21 protein-coding genes are annotated in these 23,218 nt (G+C 56.9%); 15 read left to right on the top strand and 6 right to left on the bottom strand.

Going from position 1 to position 23,218, the window contains the following annotated elements; genetic code table 11:
- The first annotated feature begins 1 nt into the window (after position 1).
- The 12 genes from MY069_RS04180 (at position 2) to MY069_RS04125 (ending at position 12,433) form a co-directional block, all read left to right on the top strand.
- Positions 2-688: a response regulator transcription factor gene (locus MY069_RS04180; RefSeq protein ID WP_482795818.1), complete on the top strand. Its 687-nt coding sequence runs from the start codon at positions 2-4 to the stop codon at positions 686-688.
- Positions 689-797: 109 nt separating this feature from the next.
- Positions 798-2,123 (top strand): ATP-binding protein, encoded by a 1,326-nt coding sequence (locus MY069_RS04175; RefSeq protein WP_482795817.1) that lies wholly within the window; start codon positions 798-800, stop codon positions 2,121-2,123.
- A 49-nt stretch (positions 2,124-2,172) separates the two neighbouring features.
- Positions 2,173-2,607: a cytochrome c maturation protein CcmE gene (locus MY069_RS04170; protein ID WP_482795816.1), complete on the top strand. Its 435-nt coding sequence runs from the start codon at positions 2,173-2,175 to the stop codon at positions 2,605-2,607.
- A gap of 82 nt (positions 2,608-2,689) precedes the next feature.
- The gene (locus MY069_RS04165; RefSeq protein WP_482795815.1) at positions 2,690-3,916 is read left to right on the top strand and encodes a bifunctional alpha/beta hydrolase/OsmC family protein; all 1,227 of its coding nucleotides are present in this window, start codon (positions 2,690-2,692) and stop codon (positions 3,914-3,916) included.
- Between the two features lie 83 nt (positions 3,917-3,999).
- A complete protein-coding gene (locus MY069_RS04160; RefSeq protein ID WP_482795814.1) occupies positions 4,000-5,490 on the top strand; it encodes a Do family serine endopeptidase in 1,491 nt (496 codons plus the stop codon).
- A 17-nt stretch (positions 5,491-5,507) separates the two neighbouring features.
- The gene (locus MY069_RS04155) at positions 5,508-6,182 is read left to right on the top strand and encodes a response regulator transcription factor (RefSeq protein WP_482795813.1); all 675 of its coding nucleotides are present in this window, start codon (positions 5,508-5,510) and stop codon (positions 6,180-6,182) included.
- Positions 6,179-7,573, top strand: coding sequence for a sensor histidine kinase (locus tag MY069_RS04150; protein ID WP_482795812.1), 1,395 nt, complete (start codon positions 6,179-6,181; stop codon positions 7,571-7,573). The genes MY069_RS04155 and MY069_RS04150 overlap by 4 nt, the downstream gene beginning before the upstream one ends.
- 8 nt (positions 7,574-7,581) lie before the next feature.
- Positions 7,582-10,284 carry a bifunctional [glutamine synthetase] adenylyltransferase/[glutamine synthetase]-adenylyl-L-tyrosine phosphorylase gene (locus MY069_RS04145; protein WP_482795811.1) on the top strand — a complete coding sequence of 901 codons (2,703 nt, stop codon included), beginning with the start codon at positions 7,582-7,584 and terminating at the stop codon, positions 10,282-10,284.
- A gap of 41 nt (positions 10,285-10,325) precedes the next feature.
- Positions 10,326-10,802 carry an EF-hand domain-containing protein gene (locus tag MY069_RS04140; RefSeq protein WP_482795810.1) on the top strand — a complete coding sequence of 159 codons (477 nt, stop codon included), beginning with the start codon at positions 10,326-10,328 and terminating at the stop codon, positions 10,800-10,802.
- 99 nt (positions 10,803-10,901) lie between these two features.
- A complete protein-coding gene (locus tag MY069_RS04135; RefSeq protein ID WP_482795809.1) occupies positions 10,902-11,450 on the top strand; it encodes a sigma-70 family RNA polymerase sigma factor in 549 nt (182 codons plus the stop codon).
- Positions 11,450-11,908: a hypothetical protein gene (locus MY069_RS04130; protein WP_482795808.1), complete on the top strand. Its 459-nt coding sequence runs from the start codon at positions 11,450-11,452 to the stop codon at positions 11,906-11,908. Before MY069_RS04135 ends, MY069_RS04130 begins: the two co-directional genes overlap by 1 nt.
- Before the next feature lie 3 nt (positions 11,909-11,911).
- Positions 11,912-12,433: a periplasmic heavy metal sensor gene (locus tag MY069_RS04125; RefSeq protein ID WP_482795807.1), complete on the top strand. Its 522-nt coding sequence runs from the start codon at positions 11,912-11,914 to the stop codon at positions 12,431-12,433.
- Here MY069_RS04125 and MY069_RS04120 read toward each other — a convergent pair.
- From MY069_RS04120 to MY069_RS04100, 5 genes are all read right to left on the bottom strand, one after another.
- Positions 12,430-12,825, bottom strand: coding sequence for a GFA family protein (locus MY069_RS04120; RefSeq protein ID WP_482795806.1), 396 nt, complete (start codon positions 12,823-12,825; stop codon positions 12,430-12,432). The genes MY069_RS04125 and MY069_RS04120 overlap by 4 nt on opposite strands.
- A gap of 6 nt (positions 12,826-12,831) precedes the next feature.
- Positions 12,832-14,265, bottom strand: a complete 1,434-nt coding sequence (locus tag MY069_RS04115) for an amidase (protein ID WP_482795805.1) — start codon at positions 14,263-14,265, stop codon at positions 12,832-12,834.
- Between the two features lie 70 nt (positions 14,266-14,335).
- On the bottom strand, positions 14,336-14,947 hold the full coding sequence (locus MY069_RS04110; RefSeq protein ID WP_482795804.1) for a class I SAM-dependent methyltransferase: 612 nt from the start codon (positions 14,945-14,947) through the stop codon (positions 14,336-14,338).
- Positions 14,944-17,097: a methylmalonyl-CoA mutase gene (gene scpA / locus MY069_RS04105; protein ID WP_482795803.1), complete on the bottom strand. Its 2,154-nt coding sequence runs from the start codon at positions 17,095-17,097 to the stop codon at positions 14,944-14,946. Before scpA ends, MY069_RS04110 begins: the two co-directional genes overlap by 4 nt.
- Position 17,098: 1 nt before the next feature.
- A complete protein-coding gene (locus tag MY069_RS04100; protein WP_482795802.1) occupies positions 17,099-19,036 on the bottom strand; it encodes a methylmalonyl-CoA mutase family protein in 1,938 nt (645 codons plus the stop codon).
- Positions 19,037-19,219: 183 nt separating this feature from the next.
- On the opposite strand from MY069_RS04100, the gene MY069_RS04095 reads away from it, so the two are divergent.
- From MY069_RS04095 to MY069_RS04085, 3 genes are all read left to right on the top strand, one after another.
- Positions 19,220-20,212, top strand: coding sequence for an NAD(P)H-dependent flavin oxidoreductase (locus MY069_RS04095; RefSeq protein WP_482795801.1), 993 nt, complete (start codon positions 19,220-19,222; stop codon positions 20,210-20,212).
- 71 nt (positions 20,213-20,283) lie between these two features.
- The gene (locus MY069_RS04090) at positions 20,284-20,712 is read left to right on the top strand and encodes a D-Ala-D-Ala carboxypeptidase family metallohydrolase (protein WP_482795800.1); all 429 of its coding nucleotides are present in this window, start codon (positions 20,284-20,286) and stop codon (positions 20,710-20,712) included.
- The gene (locus tag MY069_RS04085; RefSeq protein ID WP_482795799.1) at positions 20,700-21,170 is read left to right on the top strand and encodes a hypothetical protein; all 471 of its coding nucleotides are present in this window, start codon (positions 20,700-20,702) and stop codon (positions 21,168-21,170) included. Before MY069_RS04090 ends, MY069_RS04085 begins: the two co-directional genes overlap by 13 nt.
- A 27-nt stretch (positions 21,171-21,197) precedes the next feature.
- Here the strand turns inward: MY069_RS04085 and MY069_RS04080 are convergent, their stop codons facing one another.
- A complete protein-coding gene (locus MY069_RS04080; RefSeq protein ID WP_482795798.1) occupies positions 21,198-22,910 on the bottom strand; it encodes an alpha/beta hydrolase family protein in 1,713 nt (570 codons plus the stop codon).
- Positions 22,911-23,218: the final 308 nt, after the last annotated feature.

Below are 23,218 nucleotides of genomic sequence, written 5' to 3'. Positions count from 1 at the left end.
TATGAGAATTCTTGTTGTTGAAGACGAAGCGGATCTTCGCCGTCAGTTGGCCGATGCCCTGACGCATGCGGGCTATGCCGTAGATCTTGCCGCCGATGGTGAAGATGGTCATTTCCTTGGAGATACCGAGCCCTATGACGCGGTCATTCTAGATCTGGGCCTGCCAAAAATGGATGGCGTGACGATCCTTGAACGCTGGCGCGAGGATGGGAAGACTTTCCCAGTCATGATCCTTACTGCGCGCGATCGTTGGAGCGAAAAAGTGGCCGGGTTTGATGCTGGCGCTGATGATTACGTGACCAAGCCCTTCTACACCGAAGAAGTGCTCGCACGGCTTCGGGCATTGCTGCGCCGTGCCTCAGGGCATGCAGTTGCCGCGATTGAAGCGGGCGCGCTGCGCCTCGATACGCGCGCTGCGAGAGCCACGGTCGATGGCGAACCGATCAAACTGACTGCGCACGAATATAAAGTGCTGAGCTATCTGATCCATCATCAAGGACGGGTCGTGCCGCGCACAGAACTGGTTGAGCATATTTACGATCAGGATTTCGATCGCGATTCGAATACGATCGAAGTGTTTATTGGTCGGCTTCGCAAGAAAATCGGCAATAGCCGAATTCAAACCGAACGCGGGCTTGGATATCGGCTGGTTGTGCCTGAGGAAGAACGTTCTGGCGTTGTGACCTAAGGCGATTCCGCGTTAGTCGGATTGTATGGACGCGAACACACCTTTCAAAAATCGTTTCCAGCGTCTGTCATTGGCCAGGCGCCTCCTTATCGGTGCGCTGCTATGGAGCATGCTGCTTGTGATTGGCGGCGTGGTCGCGATTTCAGCTGTCTATCGCGCCGAAGCGGTGAACATTCTAGATGATGAGCATTCCGGAACGATCCAAACTCTGGTGCGCGCTATTCGCCCCTTAGAAGATGGCACAGGTCGTATTGAAGATATTGAAGACCGCCATCCGCTGGATCCGCGATTCACGGTCCCATTGTCTGGGAAATATTGGATGATGGTCGCGGTGGATGAGACGGGCGAACGCGTCGGCGATATCACATCGCGGAGCGTGTTTGACGAGACCATCACACTCCCCATCGGACTCACCCGAGATGCCCTTGCGAATCCAGGGCAAGTCTTAAGCGCAAATGGAGACGGTCCTGCCGACCAGCCCGCACGGTTCACCATGCAAGCCACGACCTACCCAGAGCGCGCCACGCCGGTGCTTTTGGTGGCGATTTCAGATCGGACGCTCACCATGGAAGGGGTCGATCGGCTTCGAACGATTCTCTTGATCGCTATGCTGGCTCTGGCCGGCGGAACACTGCTCGCGATGGCGCTGGGATTGCGCTACGCGTTACGACCGCTGGAGCGCATCCAATCCGATATCACTGAGATTAGGGAAGGGCGACAGGCGGCCTTGTCGGGGGATTATCCCGCTGAAGTGACCCCGCTCAGCGAAGAACTCAATAAATTGCTGGAGCATAATCGCGCGGTGGTTTCGCGCGCCCGAACGCATGTTGGGAACCTTGCCCATGCGCTGAAAACGCCTTTGGCGGTGCTCAGAAATGAAGCCACCGGCGAGTCGCAACTTGATCAAGTAGTTCAGCGGCAAACCCAAACCATGCACGAGAATGTTGATCACTATCTGCGCCGCGCACAAGCCGCCGCGCGCGCCGAAGCGCTTGGAGTTCGCACTGAAGTTGCTGAAGCCGCTCAAGGCCTGGTTCGGGTGATGAACAAGCTGTTCGCGCGGGATGGGAAATCGGTGACCCTAGATGTTCCAGAATCAATCTTTGTGCGCACGGAGCGGCAAGACCTCGAAGAGATCATCGGCAATCTTTTAGACAATGCGTGTAAGTGGTGCCGATCGAAAGTCTCGTTGCAAGCCACCCAAGTCGAGGGCGGACTGGTGGAAATCTATATCGATGATGATGGCCCGGGTCTGTCTCCGGATGAACGCGAAGAAGCGGTTAAGCGCGGCGTCCGGCTCGATGAAACTGCACCCGGAACCGGGCTTGGCCTGTCCATCGTTGCCGATATTGCGGGCATGAACGGGGGTAGTCTCACACTAGACGAGAGCCCGATGGGCGGATTACGCGCCATTGTCAGCTTGCGCCGTGCCTGACCAACGTGCCGCAGGGCGGGGTTGATCGGTTCAGTTTATAAACGACGCCATGAGAGCTCGAACCAAACGCCTTTATGCCGTCGGCGCTGCCGCCGTTCTGGTCGTCGCCGCTGTGGCCTTAGCTTCCACGGCGCTGCGCCAGCATGCAGACCTCTTCTACACACCAGAATTATTGGTTGAGCGCGGCATGCCTGAGCCCGGTCAACGTGTCCGTGTCGGCGGCTTTGTCGCGATCGGCTCACGCGCCATCGGCGAAGGAGCTGAAATGCTGTTCACGATTGAGGATGGATCCGGTGAGACGGTTCGCGTGTCCTATACCGGCCTTGTGCCCGACCTGTTTCGTGAAGGCGAAGGTGTGGTGGCGACTGGGCGCTTCGAAGCGGGATCGCAGGTTTTCGTCGCTGAAGAAATCCTCGCAAAACACGATGAGAACTATCAGCCGCGTGAGCTTGAAGGGCTCAATCGCCGCGATCCTGCCAGTTAGATCACAATAAAGAGACCAGTTCTTTATTGGCACAAGCTTCATTTCCAACCTATTTGCGGTTGAAGAGAGATGGAGTTTGAGCATGCAGAGCCAAACAGTTGAGTTTTCGAACGCCGCGGGAGATCCGCTATCAGGCGTTCTAGAGACGCCAGACGGCGAAACCGCGGGCTGGGCGATTTTTGCCCATTGCTTCACCTGTTCCAAGAAAAGCCTTGCGGCGAGCCGGATCGCGCGGGGACTGGCAGAGCGCGGGATCGGCGTGCTGAGATTTGATTTCACGGGGCTTGGCGATTCTGGCGGTGATTTCTCCACATCTGGATTCTCCTCAGATGTCGCAGACCTGCGGGCGGCGGCGCAATGGATGGCGGCCTCTGGGCGGACCGCCAGTTTGATGATCGGACACTCACTCGGCGGCGCGGCGACGGTGGTGGCAGCGCAAGACCTGGATGATGTGAAAGCGGTTGTAACGATCGGGGCACCGTCAAATGCGGGGCACGTGATCGAGCAATTCCGTGACAGCGTTCCCGTGATTGAAGCAGATGGCCGCGCGCAGGTGAACCTAGGTGGCCGACCGTTCACGTTAAGCCGGTCCTTCTTAGCGGAGATCGGCAAATCAACCGTGATTGATGCCGCCTCGCGATTGCGAAAGCCATTTATGATCTTGCACGCGCCTGGTGATGATGTCGTTAGCATCGACAATGCGACGGATCTCTTCTTGGCGGCAAAACACCCGAAGAGCTTTGTCAGCTTGGATCGCGCAGATCACCTTCTGACAGGGCGCAATGATTCCGCCTTCGTCATCGATGTGATTGCGGGTTGGAGCGCGCAATACACAGGAACGATCGCAATAGCCCAGGAAACCGAGCCGCAAGCCAATAAGGTCGTGGTGCGCGAAACAGGCCTGAATGGGCCGTATCAGAACGAAGTTGTGATCGGTGGGCGCAAATATTACTCAGATGAACCCAAGAGCTATGGCGGTGCAGATACCGGGCCTGACCCCTATGCTTGGGTGATTTCGGGCCTTGGCGCTTGCACGTCGATCACGATGCGGATGTATGCCAATCGTAAGAAATGGCCGGTGGATCGTCTGACCATTCGTCTTGAGCATGAGAAAAAGCATGCCGAGGACTGTGTCGACTGCGGTCCGCGAGACAAAATTGATGTTTTCACGCGTTATATAGAGATTGAAGGAGATCTCGATGACGACCAGCGTGCGCGCATGCTTGAAATTGCCGATAAGTGTCCTGTACATAGATCGCTGGAGAAGGGTGCAAAAGTAGAAACACACCTCGTCACAAAACCGGCTTAATGATCTTTAATGAGTGTTAGGCTGTTACTTTCGTAAAATTGGTACCAGATAGGTACAACACATCTTTGGAGGCATGGAAGTCGATGAAATTGTTTGGCATTTCCCGAAATGCAATGGTTGCAGGTCTTGTTGGAGCAGGCGCAATGGGAGCGCTATTGCTCGGTCCGCAATTCCCAAACGCCGACGCCAATCCGATCACGCTTGAGGCACCATCGGGCGCACCGGTCTCATTTGCGGACCTGATTGAGCAAGTCAGCCCTGCGGTTGTGGGCGTACGCGTCCGCACTGAAATGCAGCTCACCGATCGCGAACTCTCGCAGCGCGAGCGGTTCTTGGAACAGTTTGGCCTCACCCCACCAGAAGATGAGCCAGAGCCTCGCGAAGGCCGCGGACAAGGATCGGGTTTCTTCATTACCGGCGAAGGCCACATCGTGACCAACAATCACGTGATTGAGAATGCGGTCGAGATCGAGATCATTACCGATAATGGATCCGTGCTGGAAGCTGAACTGGTTGGCACCGATCCAGAAACCGATCTTGCGGTCCTGAAAGTGACTAATAGCGGCACCTATCCGTTTGTTGATTTCGGTTCGTCTAAACAGCTCCGCCGCGGCGATTGGGTTGTTGCCGTCGGTAGCCCGCTTGGCTTCTCCGGCACGGCCACCGCAGGGATTGTCTCAGCTCTTGGCAAGCCCGGCGATTTCCGCCGGTCACAACAATATACCGACTACTTGCAAATCGATGCGGCGATCAATCGCGGTAATTCGGGTGGTCCAACATTCGACATGAATGGCCGCGTTGTTGGCGTGAACACATGGATTGCGTCGACCACAGGCGGATCAATTGGTCTTGGCTTTGCGATTCCTTCGGAACTCGTCAATCAAGTGACATCTACGCTGATTGATAAGGGCAAGGTCTCGCGCGGTTGGCTTGGTGTCACCATCACAAATGTTGATGAAGACATGGCCGAAGCGGTCGGTTTGAAAGATGCCAAAGGCGCGATCGTGACGCGCGTGACGGATAATAGCCCAGCTGAAGAATCTGGCCTTGAGCGCGGCGACATCATTGTCAAAATCAATGGCCAGGCGGTGGATGATGCGACCATCACCACACGTGTGGTCGGATCGCTGCTTGCTGGGTCAACCAACAAGTTTGAGCTTTATCGAGACGGCAAGCGCCGGACAATCAGCGTGAAAGTTGGCGAACGTCCAGCCGGCCTAACCGCAAACGGCGTTGTCACACCTGACGGAGATGATTCTGCTGAAGGCGGCGATGGGCCGCTCGGCGTGTCGCTCACTCCGCTAGATGAGGAAGCGCGCGAACGTTTAGATCTTGATAGCGATGAAAAAGGCATGGTGATCACCGCGATCGATCAAGATAGCCCGCTTTATGAAGAGGGTGTCCGCGCCGGAATGGCCATTTTGGACGTTAACTACAAGAAACTCGACAGTATTGAGGTTCTCGAGCAAGAGTTGGAAGACGCTCGTGAGAATGGCCGAGACAACCTGTTGATGGCCATTCACAGCGAACGAGGCACAATTTTCCTGACCATCGACGTCAGCGAAGACGAGTAGATTTGAGGAGAGCCAATATGCACGTCCTGGTAATTGAAGACGATCACGAACACGCTCAATTTATTGAGAAAGTGCTGGCAGAAGCCGGGCACAGCGTGGAAACGGTCGATGATGGAGCAGGCGGTCTTTGCCGTGCGCGCGAAGATCAATTCGATGCGCTTGTGGTTGATCGCATGCTGCCTGAAAAGCCAGGACTGCAATTGGTTGAGGAATTCAGAAATGGGGGCGGTACGACGCCAGCATTGTTCCTCTCAGCTCTGTCAGACGTCGACAATCGCGTCGAAGGTTTGAAGGTTGGCGCTGATGACTATCTCGCCAAACCCTTCGCGCCAGAAGAACTCGTCGCGCGTGTCGAGGCCCTCGGTCGTCGTCAAACCACCAGCGAACCACCAGTCACGGTGTTGCGTGTTGGTGATCTTGAGATGGATTTGCTTGCCCGCAAAGTGACCCGCGGAGAGACAAAAATCGATCTCCAACCCCGCGAGTTCAAACTTCTCGAATATCTGATGCGGCATGCAGGACAGACCGTCACGAGAACGATGTTGCTTGAGAAAGTCTGGAACTATCATTTCGACCCCCAGACCAACGTAATCGATGTCCATATCTCTCGCTTGCGGGCGAAGATTGATAAGGAATTCGATCATCAGCTCTTGCAGACCGTCCGTGGTGCGGGGTACTGCCTGCAGGCATGATCTCTGGCCCTTTCGCGTTTGTCCGAACGACAACTTTTCGGCTCGCGCTAGTTTATTCAATTCTGTTCGCGCTGTTCTCGGCCGGGCTGCTGGCCTATTTGTTTCAGGCCACGGTCGGAACAATGCGATCAGAGGCCAAATCACGTCTTGAAACCGAATTCCTAGAACTCACGGTTGCTTGGGGTACAGGCGGCCCGGCGCGGCTCGAGCAATCCCTGCTTGAACGCGTATTGGTCGACCTTCGGGAGTTCACCTATCAGTTCGAAGAAGCGAATGGCCGGATCATTGTAGGCGATCTGCCAAGCATGCCGGCAGATCCGCTAGAAGAAATCGGGCGCCCCCGCGTTGTCCGATTTGAAATTGAGCGACCTATCGCAGGCGGCGGCACAACGATTACCCCAATTGAAGGTCGTATCGTGCGGCTCGGCGATGGCAGCACGCTGCTGGTCGGGATCAAAATGGATGAGCGGATCCGGCAAGTGAACCGGATCACCCGCGCGGTGGCGACCGCTGCCCCGATTGGGTTCATCCTGGCATTGCTCGGCGGATTCTTCAGTGCGCGTTACGCGGCCTCGCGGGCGGAAAGCCTGACCAAAACCGCAGAAGGCGTGATGTCGGGCGATCTCTCTTTGCGGGCGCCGGTTGGAGCCTCAGGAGATGAATTTGACCGTTTGGCAGAGCAGCTCAATGCGATGCTGGCCAAGCTCGAAACGCTGATGGCAGCAACCCGACATGCAGGCGACTCGATTGCCCATGATTTGCGGTCGCCCCTTTCTCGTCTTCGCAATCAGCTTGAAGCGCGCCTGCGCGGCCCCATCGATGAAATTTCAGCCCGCGAGACCCTGGGCGAAACGGTTGAGGAAGTCGACCGCGTCCTCGCGACGTTTAATGCCATTCTCAGTCTGTCGCGCGTCAATGCGGGGACCGAAGGCAAGCTCGAACCGCTCGATCTAACAGAACTCTGCGAAGAAATGGCCGAACTGTTCGAACCGGCCTGCGAGGATGCAGGCATCGCGTTCGACGCCTCAGTCGATTCTGAGCTTGAACTCAAAGGCGACCGCACGCTGCTCGCTCAGGCGATCTCTAACCTGCTCGACAATGCCGTGAAATACACGCCATCAGGCGAAAGCATCCGGTTCTCAGCAACCAAGAAAGATGCGGCAATTGATGTCGTCATTGAGGATACCGGCCCGGGGATTCCGGATAGCGACCTCACGCGCGTCAAAGAGAGATTTGTCCGCTTAGACGAAGCTCGCACGCAGTCTGGGTCAGGCTCAGGCCTGGCACTTGTGGACGCTATTGCCGAGTTTCATGCAGGGACGTTCACGCTGACTCGCGGCGATGAGAAAAGCGGTCTAAAAGCAATCCTATCGTTTCCAATCGCGAAATAGGGGCTGCATTGCTGAAACTAAAAGCGCTCTCCGAGCATCCGGAAGCTGCGATCGCCTTAGCGGCTGAGCATGCTCCTTATCTGGCCCAGCTTCTTAGAAATTGCGGGGAGGTGAGCGATCCTCAGAGCTTGTTGGGCGCTGCGCATGCATTGTGCACGCAAGTTGGAACCGTCGATACAGATCCGGCGCGTGATCTTCGTCTCGCCAAACAGCAGGCTCATTTAGCCATCGCCGCATCTGATCTCAGTGGCGCGTCGACCCTGGAAGAGACCACGTTCGAAATCACCCGATTTGCGGACGCCGCCGTCGAGGCCGCCTTGCGGGCCTCTCTTGCCGGCCGATCGCTGTCTGGCGAAGGTCTTTTCGTCATGGCGCTCGGCAAAATGGGGGCGCATGAGCTCAATTATTCAAGCGATATAGACGTTGCCGCCTTTTTCGACCCGGATCTGTTTAATGGTGGCGATTATGAACGGGGTGACGCCGCTGCGCGGGTCATTCGGAACATGACCACGCTTCTGCAGGATCGCACACCGGACGGCTATGTGTTTCGCACCGATTTGCGCTTGCGCCCAGATCCAAGTTCGACCCCGGTGGCCGTCTCGACGCGGCGGGCTGAGCTTTATTATGAGAGCATCGGCCAGAACTGGGAACGCATGGTCTGGATCAAAGGCCGTTGCTCTGCGGGTGATCGCGACGCGGCGGCGCGTTTCCTTCAAGCGATGCAGCCTTTTGTCTGGCGCCGTCATTTGGATTATTGGGCGATCGCGGATGTCCATGCGATCAAGAATATGATCAATGCAAAAGTCGGTGATAAGTCGCTCGAAGATGTGTCCGCAGACCTCAAACTTGGGCCGGGCGGGATCCGAGAAATTGAGTTTTTCGTCCAAACCCAGCAAATTATCTTAGGCGGCCGCCACGCCTCTTTGCGGGTGCGAGGCACTCAAGACGGTTTGCGCGAACTGGTTGCCCTGGGCGCGGTAAATGAAGGGGTCGCAGACGAGCTCAGCGCCGCTTATCGCGCTTTGCGAATGGTCGAGCACCGTATCCAAATGTTGGATGATGCCCAAACCCATTCCTTGCCATCCTTTGAAAACAGACGCGCAAGTGTGGCGGCGCTGTGCGGTTATTCAGAGCTTTCGCAATTTGATGCTGATCTCATTCAGTTGCGCAAATGCGTGCACCAACATTATCGCGAATTGTTTGCCGAAGAAGCTCGCAAAAGGGATCAAGCCGTTGAAGGGAATCTGGTTTTCACCGGCGTTGATGATGATCCGCAAACCGTCGAGACCTTGACCTCTCTGGGCTTCAACGATCCCTCCCGCGTCATCGAGAGAATCCGGGAATGGCATCGCGGAAAAACCCCAGCGACCCGGTCGACGCGCGGGCGAGAATTGCTGACGGCCTTCTTGCCAGACTTGCTTGCCGCGATGGGGGCAACTGGCGAGGCCGATGAGGCGTTCCGCCGGTTCGGCCGCTTCTTCGAAGGGCTACGTTCCGGGGTTCAGACGCTGGCTATGTTGGTCGCCGAAAAAACGCTCACAGATGACTTAGTCACCACCCTCGCGATTGCCCCGCGGATTGCGAATGTTCTGGCAAAGCGGCCGGGCCTGTTAGAGGCGCTGATCTCAGACCTTGATCGCAAACCGGTGCCAGAATTCGAAGCTGAAGAAGATTTTGAAACCAAGCTCAACCAAGTCCGCCATTGGCAAGGCGAGCGGGCCTTTTTGATCGGCCACCAATTGTTGCACGGCCAGCTTGCGGCTCGAGATGCAGCAACCCATTGGAGCGACCTCGCCGATATTTGCATTCGGAGCATGGCAGCGGCGGCGGAAGCAGAAACGGTGCGAAAGTTTGGACCAGCCCCAGGTAGCTGGAGTGTCATCGGATTGGGTAAACTGGGCGGTCGCGAAATGACCGCCGGGTCAGATCTCGATCTTGTGGTGATTTATGACCCGAAAGAGGGAAGCGATGCTCAAACCTGGTTTACAAGGTTCACACAGCGCTTGATTTCTGCGCTTTCTGCTGAGACTGGCGAAGGGGCGCTCTATGAAGTCGATATGCGGCTGAGGCCTTCAGGCCGTTCTGGCCCCGTTGCGACATCACTCAGCGCGTTTGAGCGCTATCATGAGACCAATGCATGGACATGGGAACACATGGCCTTGACCCGGCTCCGCCCCGTGGCAGGTGATGCAACGCTTGGCCATCAGGTTTGCGAGATAGCGGAGCGGGTCATCAATTCTGGCGACGCCGCGCAGCGCACAGCTGACATTCTCGATATGCGCCGCCGCTTGCTGCGCGAAAAACCCGCAAAAGGCCTCTGGGATTTGAAAATGCGCCAGGGCGGTTTGCTCGATCTCGAATTTGTCACACAGCACGCCATTCTAACATCACAAGTGCACCAGCCATTATCTCCAAGCCTGTTAGAAACGCACAAAAACCTTTTGGAAACGAGGGTTTGGTCGGATCGAGTCTATCACGACATGTCTGAGGCCTTTGTGTTTTTACAAGCCTTGCAACAAGTACAGCGCATGGCGAACGAGGAGGTGATCGCCGCGAGTGAGCTCTCAAACGCTCTGAAAAATCGCCTGTGCCGGGCCACGAATAGTCCTGATTTTGACGCGCTCTCGAGCCAATTGGAGCGGGTGTGTGAAACCGTTTACGCAGCTTTCTGCAAAAATATTGGAATACCGTCGACGGAGTCTTCTGACTGATACGTTTGATCTTTGAGTTCAAAAAGAAAGGACATTAAGTCATGAAGAAACTCACGATTGCAGCTTTGGTTACTGTTATTGTTGCTGGCGCGACTGTTACGGCGATGGCCGAACGTCATCGCGGCGGCCCCGGTTTGATGCTGGAACAAGTTGACGCAAATGCTGATGGCGCTGTTTCCAAAGCCGAGATTGATGCTCACCGCGCCGACAAATTCGCAAGTGCAGATACAAATGGCGACAATCTCGTATCAGCCGAAGAATTTGAAGCTTTCTCAATCGCTGAACGCGAGCGCAAACAAGCTGAGCGCCGGGCCAAACGGTTCGCGAAAATCGATGCTAATGGCGACGGCATGATTACCGCTGATGAGCACGCTGCGGCAGACGATAAACGTATCGATCGCCTGTTTGAGCGGGTGGATACTGATGGCGACGGTGTGATCACTGAAGCCGAACGCGATGCAGCCAAGGAGGCGATGAAAGAGCGTCGCGGAAAACGTGGCATGGGTCGTCGGGGATAAAATTGGGTCGGCGACCGGTTTCGGTCGCCACCAGATTGGTCAGCAAGCGCGAGGTATCCTCCCACTCGCGCTTGCTGCAGAATCCGCTACACTCTTCCTGTGTCAGGGCATTCCGAACTCGACCAAATCACCCGCGCCGCAAGCGGGGACAGGGCTGCTCAAGCGGCGCTGGTCAATCGAAATATGCCGATCGTTTTCCGTGTTGCTTACCGCATGTTGCAAGACCGCGCGGAGGCTGAAGACGTGACACAAGAAACCTTCCTTCGCGCTTGGAAAGCTCTACCGGAATGGCAGCCAAAAGCGAAATTCTCGACGTGGGCGTGTACGGTTGCGCTGAATCTTTGTCGGGACCGTTTGCGGAAGAAAAAGCCGGTCCTGATGGATGAACTGCCGGAACGAGTCGATTCGGCACTTCGACCAGAAGAGTATCTGGCATCGCAACAGGCCCTGCAGGGCATAGAGGCGAATGTCGCGGCGCTCCCTGAACGCCAGCGTGAAGCCTTATCGCTTTGCGCTTTTGAAGGAATGACCAATATAGAAGCTGCAGCAGCCATGGATGTCAGCGTTCGGGCGCTTGAGAGCTTGCTCGCTCGCGCGCGCCGCACATTGAAAGCTCGCATGAGCGATGCCTTGGCAGGAGACAAATAATGACCAGCGAGAACACATTTGTTGAGCGCGTGATTGAACTGATTGAGGCCTATGGCGCAGAACCTGGCGGCTGGCCTGAGGCTGAGCGCGAGGCTGCTGCGGGGCTTATCAAAGCCAGTCCCGAATTGTTCGAACAGGCGCTGACAGAAGCGAGAGCGTTAGATCAATTGCTCATGGGTGAGACGCTGCCTGAACCAAGCGCCGATCTAGCAGCGGCGATCCTGGCGGGCGCGCCAAATCCAGAACGGGCGCGCCAGAGTCTCCTTGGAGTCATATCGTCGGTACTATTCCCGCGCGGCGTGCGCTGGCCCGCCGGGGCAGCGCTAGCAAGCCTGGTCATGGGACTCGTCGGCGGCTACGCATACGCGTCTGGCGGAGCTGGTTATGACCAAGCCGATGCCGTTTATTATGCCGCGTTCGGAGTTGATAGCGATGAGACCTGGCTGGGTTTGGAGTAGGGCATGAGCGAAACGACTAATTCTCGTCTGCCGATCTGGCTCATCGTCTCTTTGATGGTGAATGCGCTCTTAGTCGGCTTGATCATTGGCGGCGGCCTTGGACAGAAACGGTCTGGCCCCTCTCCCTCAATCGCCGGGGACGAGCGCGCTTTGATCCGCGGAATTGACGACGCTGTCTCAAGCGATCAACGCCAAACCGTGCGCCGCGCTTTTCGCCGCGCGTTTGAAGATTCACGATCGGAACGCGTTGCGGTTCGCAACATTCGTCGTGAACTTGGACGCGCGCTGACGGCGGACTCTTATGATGCGGCTGAAGTGCAAGCGATATTTGAAACGCTTCGAGATGCTGAATCCGCGATGAAAAAGCGCATGCATGATGTATTGGCGGAGCAATTCGGCGAGCTGAGTGAAGATCAACGCCGAGCGATCGTACAAGATCTCAATCGGCGCGGAAAACGTGGCGGACCAAGGGGACCTGGGGGACGAGATCATCGGCCTCCCCCGCCGCCACCTCCGCGCGACTAGTCTTGGGATTTGTGCGCTAGCGCGCCTGCATTCGCTTCCCAATTCTGTCCATCGAACTTGTTGATGGTGACATCGAGATCCATCCAGCCGTCGAGACAGCGCCAGGTCACCGCAAACCCGTCCTGATTTGAACGCGGGACATAAAAGCTTTTCACGCCGCAAGTTTTGCAAAATCGATGTTTCGCCCCGCCGGTATTGAAAGTGTACTCGCTGAGGGCGTCCTCGCCCTTCAGAAGACGGAAGCGCGTAGCGGGCAGAATCACATGGATATTTCCGCTCATCGCGCAGATTGAGCAATTACAATCCTCAACTTCGAAGCTTTCCGGCAAATCGACTTCGAAGCGAACCGCTTGGCAATGGCATCCGCCGGTATGTGTTTTCAGGTCTGTCACGTCGATTTATCCAACCCAGAAAGGCGGCCTTTTATCGGCCCAAGGGGCCGCGCGTTCTAACTGTCCAGCGAGCTGATAGAGTTCCCATTCATTGCCCGTCCGGGCGCCAAACATCATGCCAATTGGAAGGTTTTCTGCACTCCAGTGCAGCGGCACGGACATGGCCGGTGACCCGGCTTGGTTCGAGATTGCACACCAGGGCGCAAAGGTCGTCACTGCGGCGGTGTAGGCGTCCATATCTGTTGGGTTGAGCGATAAAACCCCGGTCTTATCCGGCACCCGAGACATGGTCGGCGAGAGGACCATGTCATAGCCGCCATCGACCATGAATTGCTCATAAATCAAGCCTGCCGTGATCGAGGCTTGCGTGGCTTTCATCAGCTCTTTCATCGGGATTGAATTGCCAAACTCGACAAAGCGCGCAGTGACCGGCTCCATGTCTTCTGGGCCAAGCTGCCGCCCGAGGGCTTCGCCGCGCGCTTCCATGACCATTGCAATCGCCGCCGACACTGTGACCATCAGGCTTTTGCCTAAGACTTCGCCATCGAGATCAGGGCCTGCCGGTTCCACGTGATGGCCGAGATCTGCCAGGAGTTTGCAGGTTTTATCCAATCCCGCTTGCGCCTCAGGGTCGGGGGTCGTGCCATTTGGCGCGGTCGTCCAAAGCGCGATCTTGAGCGGTTTCGGATCGCTGTCCAGCGCGCTCAGGAAGGTGCTGTCAGGTTCCGGCGCGACGTAGCGCGAGCCGATTTCGCGGCCATGTGTGGCGTCGAGCAGAGCCGCATTGTCCCGCACCGAACGCGACACGGCATGCACCGTCGATTGGCCATTCCACCCTTCCGTCGTCGCCGGTCCCATCGGCGTACGTCCACGCGATGGTTTCATCCCGAACAGGCCTGTGCAGCCCGCCGGGATACGAATCGAGCCGCCACCATCGCTAGCATGCGCCATTGGGATCACGCCTGCCGCGACTGCGGCGCTCGCTCCGCCAGACGATCCGCCAGATGTGCGGCTGGTGTCCCACGGATTTACGGTGGCGCCATAGAGCAAGCTTTCCGTCGTCGTGGTCAGGCCGAACTCTGGGCTGGTGGTCTGGCCAAATAGGGTGAAGCCAGCTTGCTTATAGCGATCACATAAGACGCTGTTTCTGGTCGCGACATTGCCTTTGAAGGCCAGCGAGCCATTGGTGATCGGCTGGCCGTCAATTTCGAAGCCGAGATCTTTCACTGCCATCGGAACGCCAGCGAACGGACCATCTGGAACGCCTTCTGCGACTTGCTTTTCGCCGACTTCCGGGAACATGGCCGAGAAGCAATTGAGCTCTTCCTGCGCCGCTTCAGCGCGGGTCACGGCTTCGCTTAAGAGCTCACCTGCGCTGACATCACCCTTGCGCACCAGCGCTGCGAGCCCTGTCGCATCATAATTTGCATAATCGTCCATCTGACCCTCCGCCATCTCTGCTGATTGCAGCATGGCGCGGAAGCAGGCGCTTGAAAAGCCTGACGCCGGATCAGGCCTTCTCAAAGACGAGTTTTGTCCACTCGATTTGATTGGCGCGGTTCTCCGCTTGAATGGACTCTGCGCGTTCATGGAACAGGTTGATCAATCCATGCTGCGCGGCCAGGGCGATCGTCTCTTCGCCGGAGACGTCAAACATCCGCCGGCCTTCAGGTATCGGGCCATGCCGCTGGCTCATCAGGATCCGGCCATGTTGGCTTAAGAGGGGCGCAACATTGGCCATGGCCTCGACCCGTTCGTCCTTGGTGAGATGCATCCAAACCGCGTGCATCAGGATCATGTCATAGCTCTCACCTCTCGCCCGAAGAACAGGAATGCCGGGCAAGATATCATCGACCCAAGTGATGTTTGGATGCGGGTGTAACTTCGCCGCGCCGGTGCGCAGCTCATCTGTTGGTTCGGCAGCAACAACAATATGGCCGAGCGAGGCGAGCCAACCGGCATCGCGTCCGGTCCCCGATCCGATATCGAGAATACGTGCTGGCGGCTCCGGTATGAACTGCGCCCAAGGCGCGTGGATTTTTTCCGGCGATCGAGACTCATAGCGAACGAAGAGTTGGTCGACCTCATTGGCATAGCCCGCGTTTGAGGCGAGCTCGGTCATTCTGCCGCTTGCACGCCGTCATCGCCAGTTAAAATTTCCAACATCGCAACAGCGCTGTCTGCAATCACGGTGCCTGGTGGGAAGATGGCGGACGCCCCAGCGGCGCGGAGGGCGTCAAAGTCCTGGGGCGGGATCACGCCGCCCACAATGATTTGCGTGGCCGCGGCGCCTTCATTGCCGAGCGCGCGTTTCAGCTCTGGCACGAGGGTCAAATGACCGGCTGCGAGGGACGATGCTGCAACAATATCGACCCCGGCGGCGCGCGCGTCTTTGGCGGCTTCTTCCGGCGTTTGGAAGAGCGGGCCGATCTCGACCTCCCAGCCTAAATCCATGAGCGCAGACGCAACGACTTTCTGGCCGCGATCGTGGCCGTCTTGACCCATTTTCGCGATATAGATTTTCGGGCGGCGGCCATGCTTAGCTTCGAACGCCTCGGCCATGCCGATGGCCTCTTTGGCGCGGTCCGTGGTTTTGACCCCGGCGCCATAGACGCCTTTGATTGAGCGGATCACCGCCTTGTGGCGGCCTTGGCTGCGCTCAACCGCTTCCGAAATTTCACCGACCGTGGCTTTGGCGCGGGCCGCGTCGACGGCAAGAGCGAGCAAGTTGCCATCTGTGCCTGCAGCCGCATTAGCAATGGCTTCCAGTTTCGCGTTCACTTCCGATTGGTCACGGTCTGATTTAAGGCGCGCGAGCTTATCGAGTTGCATCCGCCGCACAGTCGCATTGTCGACTTTGAGGACCGGCACATCTTCTTCCTCGTCTAAGAGGAATTTATTCACGCCAACCACCGTCTGCTCACCGCTATCAATGCGCGCTTGTGTGTTCGCAGCGGCTTCTTCGATGCGCAGTTTCGGGATGCCTTCTTCGATCGCTTTGCGCATGCCGCCCAGCTTTTCAACTTCGGCAATATGCTCCAGCGCTTTTGCGGCGAGATCGTGGGTCAGGCGTTCGACATAGTAAGAGCCGCCCCAAGGGTCGATGGTCTGTGCCGCGCCGCCTTCTTGTTGCAAGAAGAGCTGCGTGTTGCGAGCGATGCGAGCTGAGAAGTCGGTCGGCAATGCGAGCGCTTCGTCAAACGAGTTGGTGTGCAGGCTTTGGGTCTGTCCGCCCGCCGCTGCGATGGCCTCAAGGCAGGTCCGGATCACGTTATTATAGACATCCTGCGCCGTGAGCGACCAACCGGAGGTCTGGCAGTGCGTGCGCAGTGAGGTCGATTTTGGGTTCTTAGGTGAGAATTCCTGACTCACCAGCTTGGCCCAGATCAGGCGCGCCGCCCGCATTTTCGCGACCTCCATGAACGTATTCATGCCAATCGCCCAGAAGAAGCTGAGCCGCGGCGCGAATGCATCGACATCAAGACCTGCGGCGACACCCGCGCGGATATATTCGATGCCGTCTGCGATCGTGTAGGCGAGCTCTAGGTCGGCCGTCGCGCCAGCTTCTTGCATGTGATAGCCGGAAATCGAAATCGAGTTGAATTTCGGCATGTTCTGCGAGGTGTAGGCGAAGATGTCCGAAATGATCCGCATGCTCGGCTTGGGCGGATAGATATACGTGTTGCGGACCATGAACTCTTTCAGAATGTCATTCTGAATCGTGCCCGCGAGCTTCTCCGGGCCGACGCCTTGTTCTTCGGCGGCAACGATATAGAGCGCCATGATTGGCAAGACGGCGCCATTCATGGTCATTGAGACTGACATCTGATCAAGCGGAATGCCCGAGAACAGCGTGCGCATGTCATAAATGCTATCAATCGCAACCCCGGCCATGCCGACATCGCCGCTGACGCGAACATGGTCGCTATCATAGCCGCGATGGGTAGCGAGATCGAAGGCCACCGAAAGGCCTTTCTGACCGGCCGCCAAATTGCGGCGATAGAAAGCGTTTGAGTCTTCGGCCGTCGAGAAGCCAGCATACTGGCGAACCGTCCAAGGGCGCTGCGTATACATGGTCGGGTAGGGGCCACGACCAAACGGCGCGAGGCCGGGATAATCGTCTAAGAAGTCCAGATCTTTCGTATCGCTTGCGCTATAAGCCGCCGCGAGATCAATGCCTTCTGGTGTTGCCAGGGTCCGCGCCCGCGGCGTGCTCGCGCCGGGAGATAGAGCGCCAAGATCGAGTTTGGTGAAGTCTGGGAACTTGCTCATCTTAGGATACTCCCAATTCTGCCAGAGCCACGGTCACTTCATGCACCACGTCGCTGCCCATGGCGATATGACGGTCAACACCGTCCGCCTCATGCTTGCCTGCCAGCCAAAGCGCCACGACCCCACCCTCTTTGAGGGCTTTTGCTGCGCCTTCAGCGTCGTCGGCATAGCGTTTGTCGCTGCCGCACAGGACAGCGATCTTGCACCCGCTGGCGCGATAAGCGGCGGCCAGCTCAGCCGTGCTCTTCGGTGGCACGGGTGCGGCTTTCGCGTCGATGCCGCCGGTCGCAAAGAAGTTGCGAGCAAAGTCCGCGCGCGCCGTGTGCTCCGCCAGCGGTCCAAGTGTCGCGAGGAAGATAGCGGGGCGAGCACCGGTTTTCGCCAGATGCGCCTCAGATCGATCCCGGAGGGTTTCGAATGGTTCCGCCAGACTCATCCATGTCATGGGCTCGGCGACTGTATCTTCGCCAGGTGCCGGTGTGAAATCTTGTAGAAGGGTTTTCAGGCCGATCGGGTCGACGCCGTCGCCTGGAGGCGGACTTGTCACTTCGGCAATTGGGGCCTCGATTTCTTCCAATAGAGGGAACTCGCTGACGCCGGTCACCGGGATCTTTCGACGCGCAATGTCTTTCATCAAAGCGGCGCGTTTGTCCGCGATCCGCGCTTGGATCTGTCCGGCGACGAGGCTTTCGATTAAGCCGCCTTCAGATTCAATTTTTTGGAATTCGGTCCAGGCCGCTTGCGCCAAGTCTTCACCCAGCGTTTCGGTGAACCAAGCTCCCCCGCTTGGGTCCGCGATCCGGCCGAGTCCGCTTTCTTCCATCGCCATGATCTGCGTGTTCCGGGCGATCCGGCGGCCGAGTTCTTCGGGCACGCTAAAACTCTCATTGAAAGCGCGGACCGAGATCACATCAGCACCGCCTGTCGCCGCAGCGAAACACGCCGCAGTGCCGCGCAACATATTCACCCAGGCATCATAGCGGGTCAGCATACGCGCGCTGGTCACAGCGTGGATTTTCATAGGCTGAGGTGTGAGATCCATTGCTTCTTGGACCCGCGCCCAAAGGCGGCGCGCGGCGCGGAGCTTGGCGATGCCGATGCCATAATTGGCATCCAAAGCCAGCTTGAATTGGATTTGCGGCGCGGCCTCAGATGCGGGCAGGCCCGCAGCGTCCAGGCGCCGGAGCAAATCAACGGCGCCGGCCATCAAGACGCCGAGCTCTTGGGCCTCGCTGCCGCCTGCTTCATGAACGGTTTGAGCTTCGACGTCGAGGCTGGTGGATTGTGGGAATTTCGCGGCCAGGATTTTGACCAGAGCGGCTGTCTTCGCCATCGCCGCTTCGACACCGCCGCCAATTTTTCCGGAATGCACTAATTGGCGAATAGGCGAGATGTTGAAGGCAAATTTTTGAGCTTCCGGCGCCTCTTGAGATTCTCCCCAAAGAGCCAAGAGCGCGGCGGCGCTCGCGCCTGAGCCGGCGCCACGATGGCCGAGACTGATCGCGGCAATATCAGCGCGAACGCCGTTCAAAGCCGTCGAAAGCTGTTGCAAATTCGTGATCACACAGCCTTTCTGGCCGGAGCACTCAATGCCAAGATGCACGGAGGTTACACCGCGTTCTAAGTCCCGCATGATTTCCTGGTTGGTGATCGCCGGGTCGGGATGAGCAAACATCTGACGAATGTCCCATGGCAGGAAGGGATCAGGCTCGGCGGCGCCGCCGCGCAGGAAGGGCGCCGCACCAGGACTACCGCGCAGATCACCGCTGCTGGTAAAGTCTGGTTCGCGGTAGAGGGGGCGGATCTGGAGGCCATCGCGGGTTTGGCGCGTGATCTTTTCAATCCCGCCGCCTTTCAGCGCTTTTCCAACGGCAGCGAGCCAATCGGCTTCGGTTGCGTCATCAAAGCCGTTCGAAAGCGAAAGCGTGCCATCTGCCATAAAAGCCAAACCCTTTTGGAAACTTCTCGCTTGCATTTCGCCCAATGCGGTGAGGCTGGCAAGGTTTACGCTAGGTCTAATCGCCGCAAGAACCTACCTTATTCCCTATGGGAAGGGCTTGCCTGAACCGGCTGCAATGCTACGTCTACGCTAACGTAAACGGAAAGCAATGAGAGACCCATTATGGCGCTACCTCCCGTCCTTCAGAATCTTCGCATCCCGGTCATTGGCAGCCCGCTCTTTATCATCTCAAACCCAGACTTGGTGATTGCGCAGTGTAAAGCCGGTGTCATTGGCTCGTTTCCGGCGCTGAATGCGCGGCCCGAGGCGCAGTTGGATGAGTGGCTCGATCGGATCACCACCGAACTTGCCGAATATGACGCGAAAAATCCGGATCGCCCCTCGGCGCCATTTGCGGTCAACCAAATCGTCCACAAGACCAATAACCGCCTCGACCACGATGTTGAGATGTGTGTGAAATACAAAGTGCCTGTGGTGATCACATCACTCGGCGCGCGGGAAGAAGTGAACGAAGCGATCCATTCCTATGGTGGCATCGTGCTGCACGACATCATCAACACGATTTTTGCCCGCAAAGCCTTGGACAAAGGCGCCGACGGCTTGATCGCGGTCGCCGCTGGCGCCGGCGGTCATGCGGGCACAATCTCTCCGCTGGCGCTGATCCAGGACATTCGCGAGTTCTTTGATGGACCACTCGCGCTGTCCGGAGCCATGGGCAATGGCGGCGCCGTTGCTGCTGCGCAGGCCATGGGCGCTGATTTCGGCTATATCGGATCGGCCTTTATCTCCTGCGACGAGGCCAATGCGGTTGATGGTTATAAGGATATGATCGTCGAAAGTGACGCCAAGGATATCGTCTACTCAAACCTGTTCACAGGTGTGCACGGCAACTATCTCGCGCCATCAATCGCGCGGGCCGGACTCAATCCAAATGACCTGCCAGAAAGCGATCCAAGCGCGATGAATTTCGGCTCAGGCGGCAATCAGGAAGCGAAAGCGTGGCGCGACATTTGGGGCTGCGGGCAGGGGATTGGCGCGGTGCAATCCCGCATGAGCACCGCCGCTTATGTCGATCAGCTCGAGGCAGAATATGTCGCTGCGATCGAGGCTTTGCAAAACCGGCGGGCCTTTAATCGGGCGGCGGTTACGGTTTAACTGCGCAGCTCAATCCCACCGAACTCGGTGAAATCTATCCTCGCTTCTGATTATGGAAGCGAGGATTTTTTGTGTGGTTTACATCGGCAGTGGAGGCCCAAAATCGGCTAAAGCCGAGTTGGCGATGGCGGAATTTCTCGATTCCAGAATTGGCCTGTCATTGTGAAGGTCGGTTTTGCGATCGCACTTATTGGCATGACCCGGCGTTTCTCGACGCATTGCAGGCGCTGCGGGATCAAACCAGAAAACCGATTGTGATCAACTCGGCGCATCGCTGTCCGCAATGGAATGCGACGGTCGGCGGCGCGCCACTGTCGCAGCATAAGCGGCTTGCGGTCGATATCGCGCTCGCCGGGCATGATCGTCAGGACCTACTGCGTCGGAGCCGTGCGCTCGGGTTTACCGGGCTCGGGCGCGCAAACTCGTTCTTGCATCTTGATCGGCGCCGCGTACCCGCCGCGTGGTATTATTCTGGGAGTGAGAGATTATGGCAGACTTGATTGGCATCACAGCAAGCGCGGCGGGGGGCGGGCTGTTCGGCTTGCTCGGCACCGCACTCGGGCGGGTGGCCGGGTTTTTTGAGAAACGCCAAACCATGGCGCATGAAGAGCGCCGGTGGTCGCACGAATTGAAACTCCTGGAATTGCAGCACGCCGCAGCGGTGCAAGAGACCGAAGCTGACCTCGCAATCGCGCGCACCGAAGGCAGCTGGGCCGGCCTCGAAGCCAGCCTCGCCGCCGAAGCCGCGATCGCCAAAAGCTATCGCTGGGTCGATGCGGTTCGAGCGCTCACGCGTCCTTTGCTGACGCTACTCTTATGGACCATCACATTCGCGATCTGGTTCACCGCCGATTTAGCCGGCCGCTCCAGCATCACGGAAACCGCAACCTTCGCCGCCACCGCCGCCACCCTATGGTGGTTCGGCGACCGCAGCGCGGGACTGAAGCGGGAGAGATAGCAAAAGGGCGGCTCGAGAGGCGACGGCCTATAGACCGCCCGGTCCGCAATCATTCTTCAAAAAGCTAATCATTTCAGAATAGAGTTTCGATGCGTTCTCGTAGTTTATCGTGTTCACGAAATGATCGGTATCCTCGAGGATAATGTATTTGTGCGGCTTGTTCAGTTTTTTGAGTTGATTCACGAACCGGTCACTTTGGTTGATTTGCACTCGTTGATCGTGTTCGCCGTGGATGACCAGGATCGGAATATTGACTTGCGCCACATAATCTAGCGGACTAAGGCCGCCTTCACGTTCACGGCGCAAGCTTTCTCTTGTCAGCCGGTTGCCGCTAAATTCTGCATTTGCGGCATCTAGATCGGAGACTCCGGCGCCGGCGATGGCACATTGATAAATTTGCGGCTGGCGTAGAGACGCGACCATCGCGGCGTAGCCGCCATATGACCATCCAAACATCGCTATTCGATCGGGATCGGCTAAGCCTTCTTCGACCAAATGAAGGGCGCCATCGTCTTTATCATCTTGGGCTTTGCCGCCCCAATCATTGAAGATCCCAGATGCGTGTTCCAGACCATACCCCACAGTTCCACGAAACCCGGGTTGCAGAACCATATAGCCATTATTGGCCAGCATTTGCGCCCACTCATCATAATTGATGTGTTCTGAAATTTCCGGTCCGCCATGGGGCATCACGACGAGCGGAAACGGCGCTGTTCCATGTGGCGGGGTCGTTAGATATCCTGGGATCGTCTGGCCGTCCCGCGCGGTCCAGCGAATAAAGTCCACTTTTCCAAGGTCCGTCGGCGTTAATAGTGGGTTGGTTGAGCCTAGAATTTGAATTGCGCCATCTTGATACAGGTAGGCGGTGCCTGGATCGCCATCGGCGATCGAATAGATAATCATGCGGCTTCCATCAAAAGATCGACTCAGAATGCTGATTTCTTTGCCTGGCAAAGCGGCCTGAAGACTATTAAACAAGGCTTGTTCATTGCCGTCGAGCCAGGCAATTTCTCGCTTACCGTCTTCGTAATATACAAAACCTGTAACATGACCCGGTCTATTTGGATCTGAAGAGAACCAACCCGCGCTAATATCAACATCGTCTCGGCGATAGACTTCCTCGACCAATTCGCCTGTTTTCAAGTCCATCAGGTACACGCCGGTCGTATTCTCTCCCTGATTAGACAATACAAACGCCTTATTAATGTCGAGAGGGTCGAGACCGACCACGCTAATGCTCCAAGCATCATCCAAGACGGGCCAGCGTCTCACCTCTCTCCATTCATCGCTGCCCTTGTTGCGAACATAGAATATGATCTCTCGGCTGGCAGGATCAAAAGCTTCTCCGGTGCGGATATCGCCGTCTTTGTCGAGCGTGAAATTACCAATTCGAGTACCGGCTTTTGCTTTTAGGCGTAAGCGATGTGTCTCGACGTCCATATAGTAGTAGTCTGGCGTCAATGCCTCCGAGAACCCTTGCCCTTCTCTGGGTGCGCCACCCAATACCCTACCGGTCGAGACGATGACGCGGTCGGGTTCGGCTTTCAGAAGACGCGCTTCGAGTGAAATGTCGGAAAATCGGAAGGGTTTGAATTCCCAATTTCCATCCTTCAACATCAACGTTGCCGATCGTGCGGCGTAAACACCCTGATTGGTGTCGATAATATCTTCTCGAACTTGCTGCCGAAAATTGACCCATAAGACTTCGTTGCTAATCCACGAAAAGGACTGAATATCCATCTTCGACGATCCGGCCGTGAAGGGCTGATCTTTCAATGCATCGACCTTTAGTATTTGGATTACGGGGTTTGCGTTTTTTGACGAGATGAATCGGTAGGCAACGTATTTTCCGTCAGGTGAAAGCCGCGCATTCGTGAACGTGGGTAAAACAGCAAAATAATCAATCGGTACTGGCGTTGCTTCCGACGTTTCCGCATTGAGCGGTGATGCTGGAAATACAGCCAAGATCGTGAGGCTAATAAGAAAAAGGCGATGGCAGATAGTTCTCATAGGGCAACTCATCGAGCTTTATCGGTGATACAGGTTGT

This window comes from Hyphomonas sp. ske169, assembly GCF_056850855.1.
Note: the sequence above shows the minus strand (reverse complement) of the source record. Positions and strands in the feature narration are given on the sequence as shown.

What these genes read in the sequence shown, in the direction of transcription:
- MY069_RS04180 (WP_482795818.1), top strand. Translation starts at nt 2, where the DNA reads ATGAGAATTCTTGTTGTTGAAGACGAAGCGGATCTTCGCCGTCAGTTG.
- MY069_RS04175 (WP_482795817.1), top strand. Translation starts at nt 798, where the DNA reads ATGCTGCTTGTGATTGGCGGCGTGGTCGCGATTTCAGCTGTCTATCGC.
- MY069_RS04170 (WP_482795816.1), top strand. Translation starts at nt 2,173, where the DNA reads ATGAGAGCTCGAACCAAACGCCTTTATGCCGTCGGCGCTGCCGCCGTT.
- MY069_RS04165 (WP_482795815.1), top strand. Translation starts at nt 2,690, where the DNA reads ATGCAGAGCCAAACAGTTGAGTTTTCGAACGCCGCGGGAGATCCGCTA.
- MY069_RS04160 (WP_482795814.1), top strand. Translation starts at nt 4,000, where the DNA reads ATGAAATTGTTTGGCATTTCCCGAAATGCAATGGTTGCAGGTCTTGTT.
- MY069_RS04155 (WP_482795813.1), top strand. Translation starts at nt 5,508, where the DNA reads ATGCACGTCCTGGTAATTGAAGACGATCACGAACACGCTCAATTTATT.
- MY069_RS04150 (WP_482795812.1), top strand. Translation starts at nt 6,179, where the DNA reads ATGATCTCTGGCCCTTTCGCGTTTGTCCGAACGACAACTTTTCGGCTC.
- MY069_RS04140 (WP_482795810.1), top strand. Translation starts at nt 10,326, where the DNA reads ATGAAGAAACTCACGATTGCAGCTTTGGTTACTGTTATTGTTGCTGGC.
- MY069_RS04130 (WP_482795808.1), top strand. Translation starts at nt 11,450, where the DNA reads ATGACCAGCGAGAACACATTTGTTGAGCGCGTGATTGAACTGATTGAG.
- MY069_RS04125 (WP_482795807.1), top strand. Translation starts at nt 11,912, where the DNA reads ATGAGCGAAACGACTAATTCTCGTCTGCCGATCTGGCTCATCGTCTCT.
- MY069_RS04115 (WP_482795805.1), bottom strand. Translation starts at nt 14,265, where the DNA reads ATGGACGATTATGCAAATTATGATGCGACAGGGCTCGCAGCGCTGGTG.
- MY069_RS04110 (WP_482795804.1), bottom strand. Translation starts at nt 14,947, where the DNA reads ATGACCGAGCTCGCCTCAAACGCGGGCTATGCCAATGAGGTCGACCAA.
- scpA (WP_482795803.1), bottom strand. Translation starts at nt 17,097, where the DNA reads ATGAGCAAGTTCCCAGACTTCACCAAACTCGATCTTGGCGCTCTATCT.
- MY069_RS04100 (WP_482795802.1), bottom strand. Translation starts at nt 19,036, where the DNA reads ATGGCAGATGGCACGCTTTCGCTTTCGAACGGCTTTGATGACGCAACC.
- MY069_RS04095 (WP_482795801.1), top strand. Translation starts at nt 19,220, where the DNA reads ATGGCGCTACCTCCCGTCCTTCAGAATCTTCGCATCCCGGTCATTGGC.
- MY069_RS04085 (WP_482795799.1), top strand. Translation starts at nt 20,700, where the DNA reads ATGGCAGACTTGATTGGCATCACAGCAAGCGCGGCGGGGGGCGGGCTG.
- MY069_RS04080 (WP_482795798.1), bottom strand. Translation starts at nt 22,910, where the DNA reads ATGGATATTCAGTCCTTTTCGTGGATTAGCAACGAAGTCTTATGGGTC.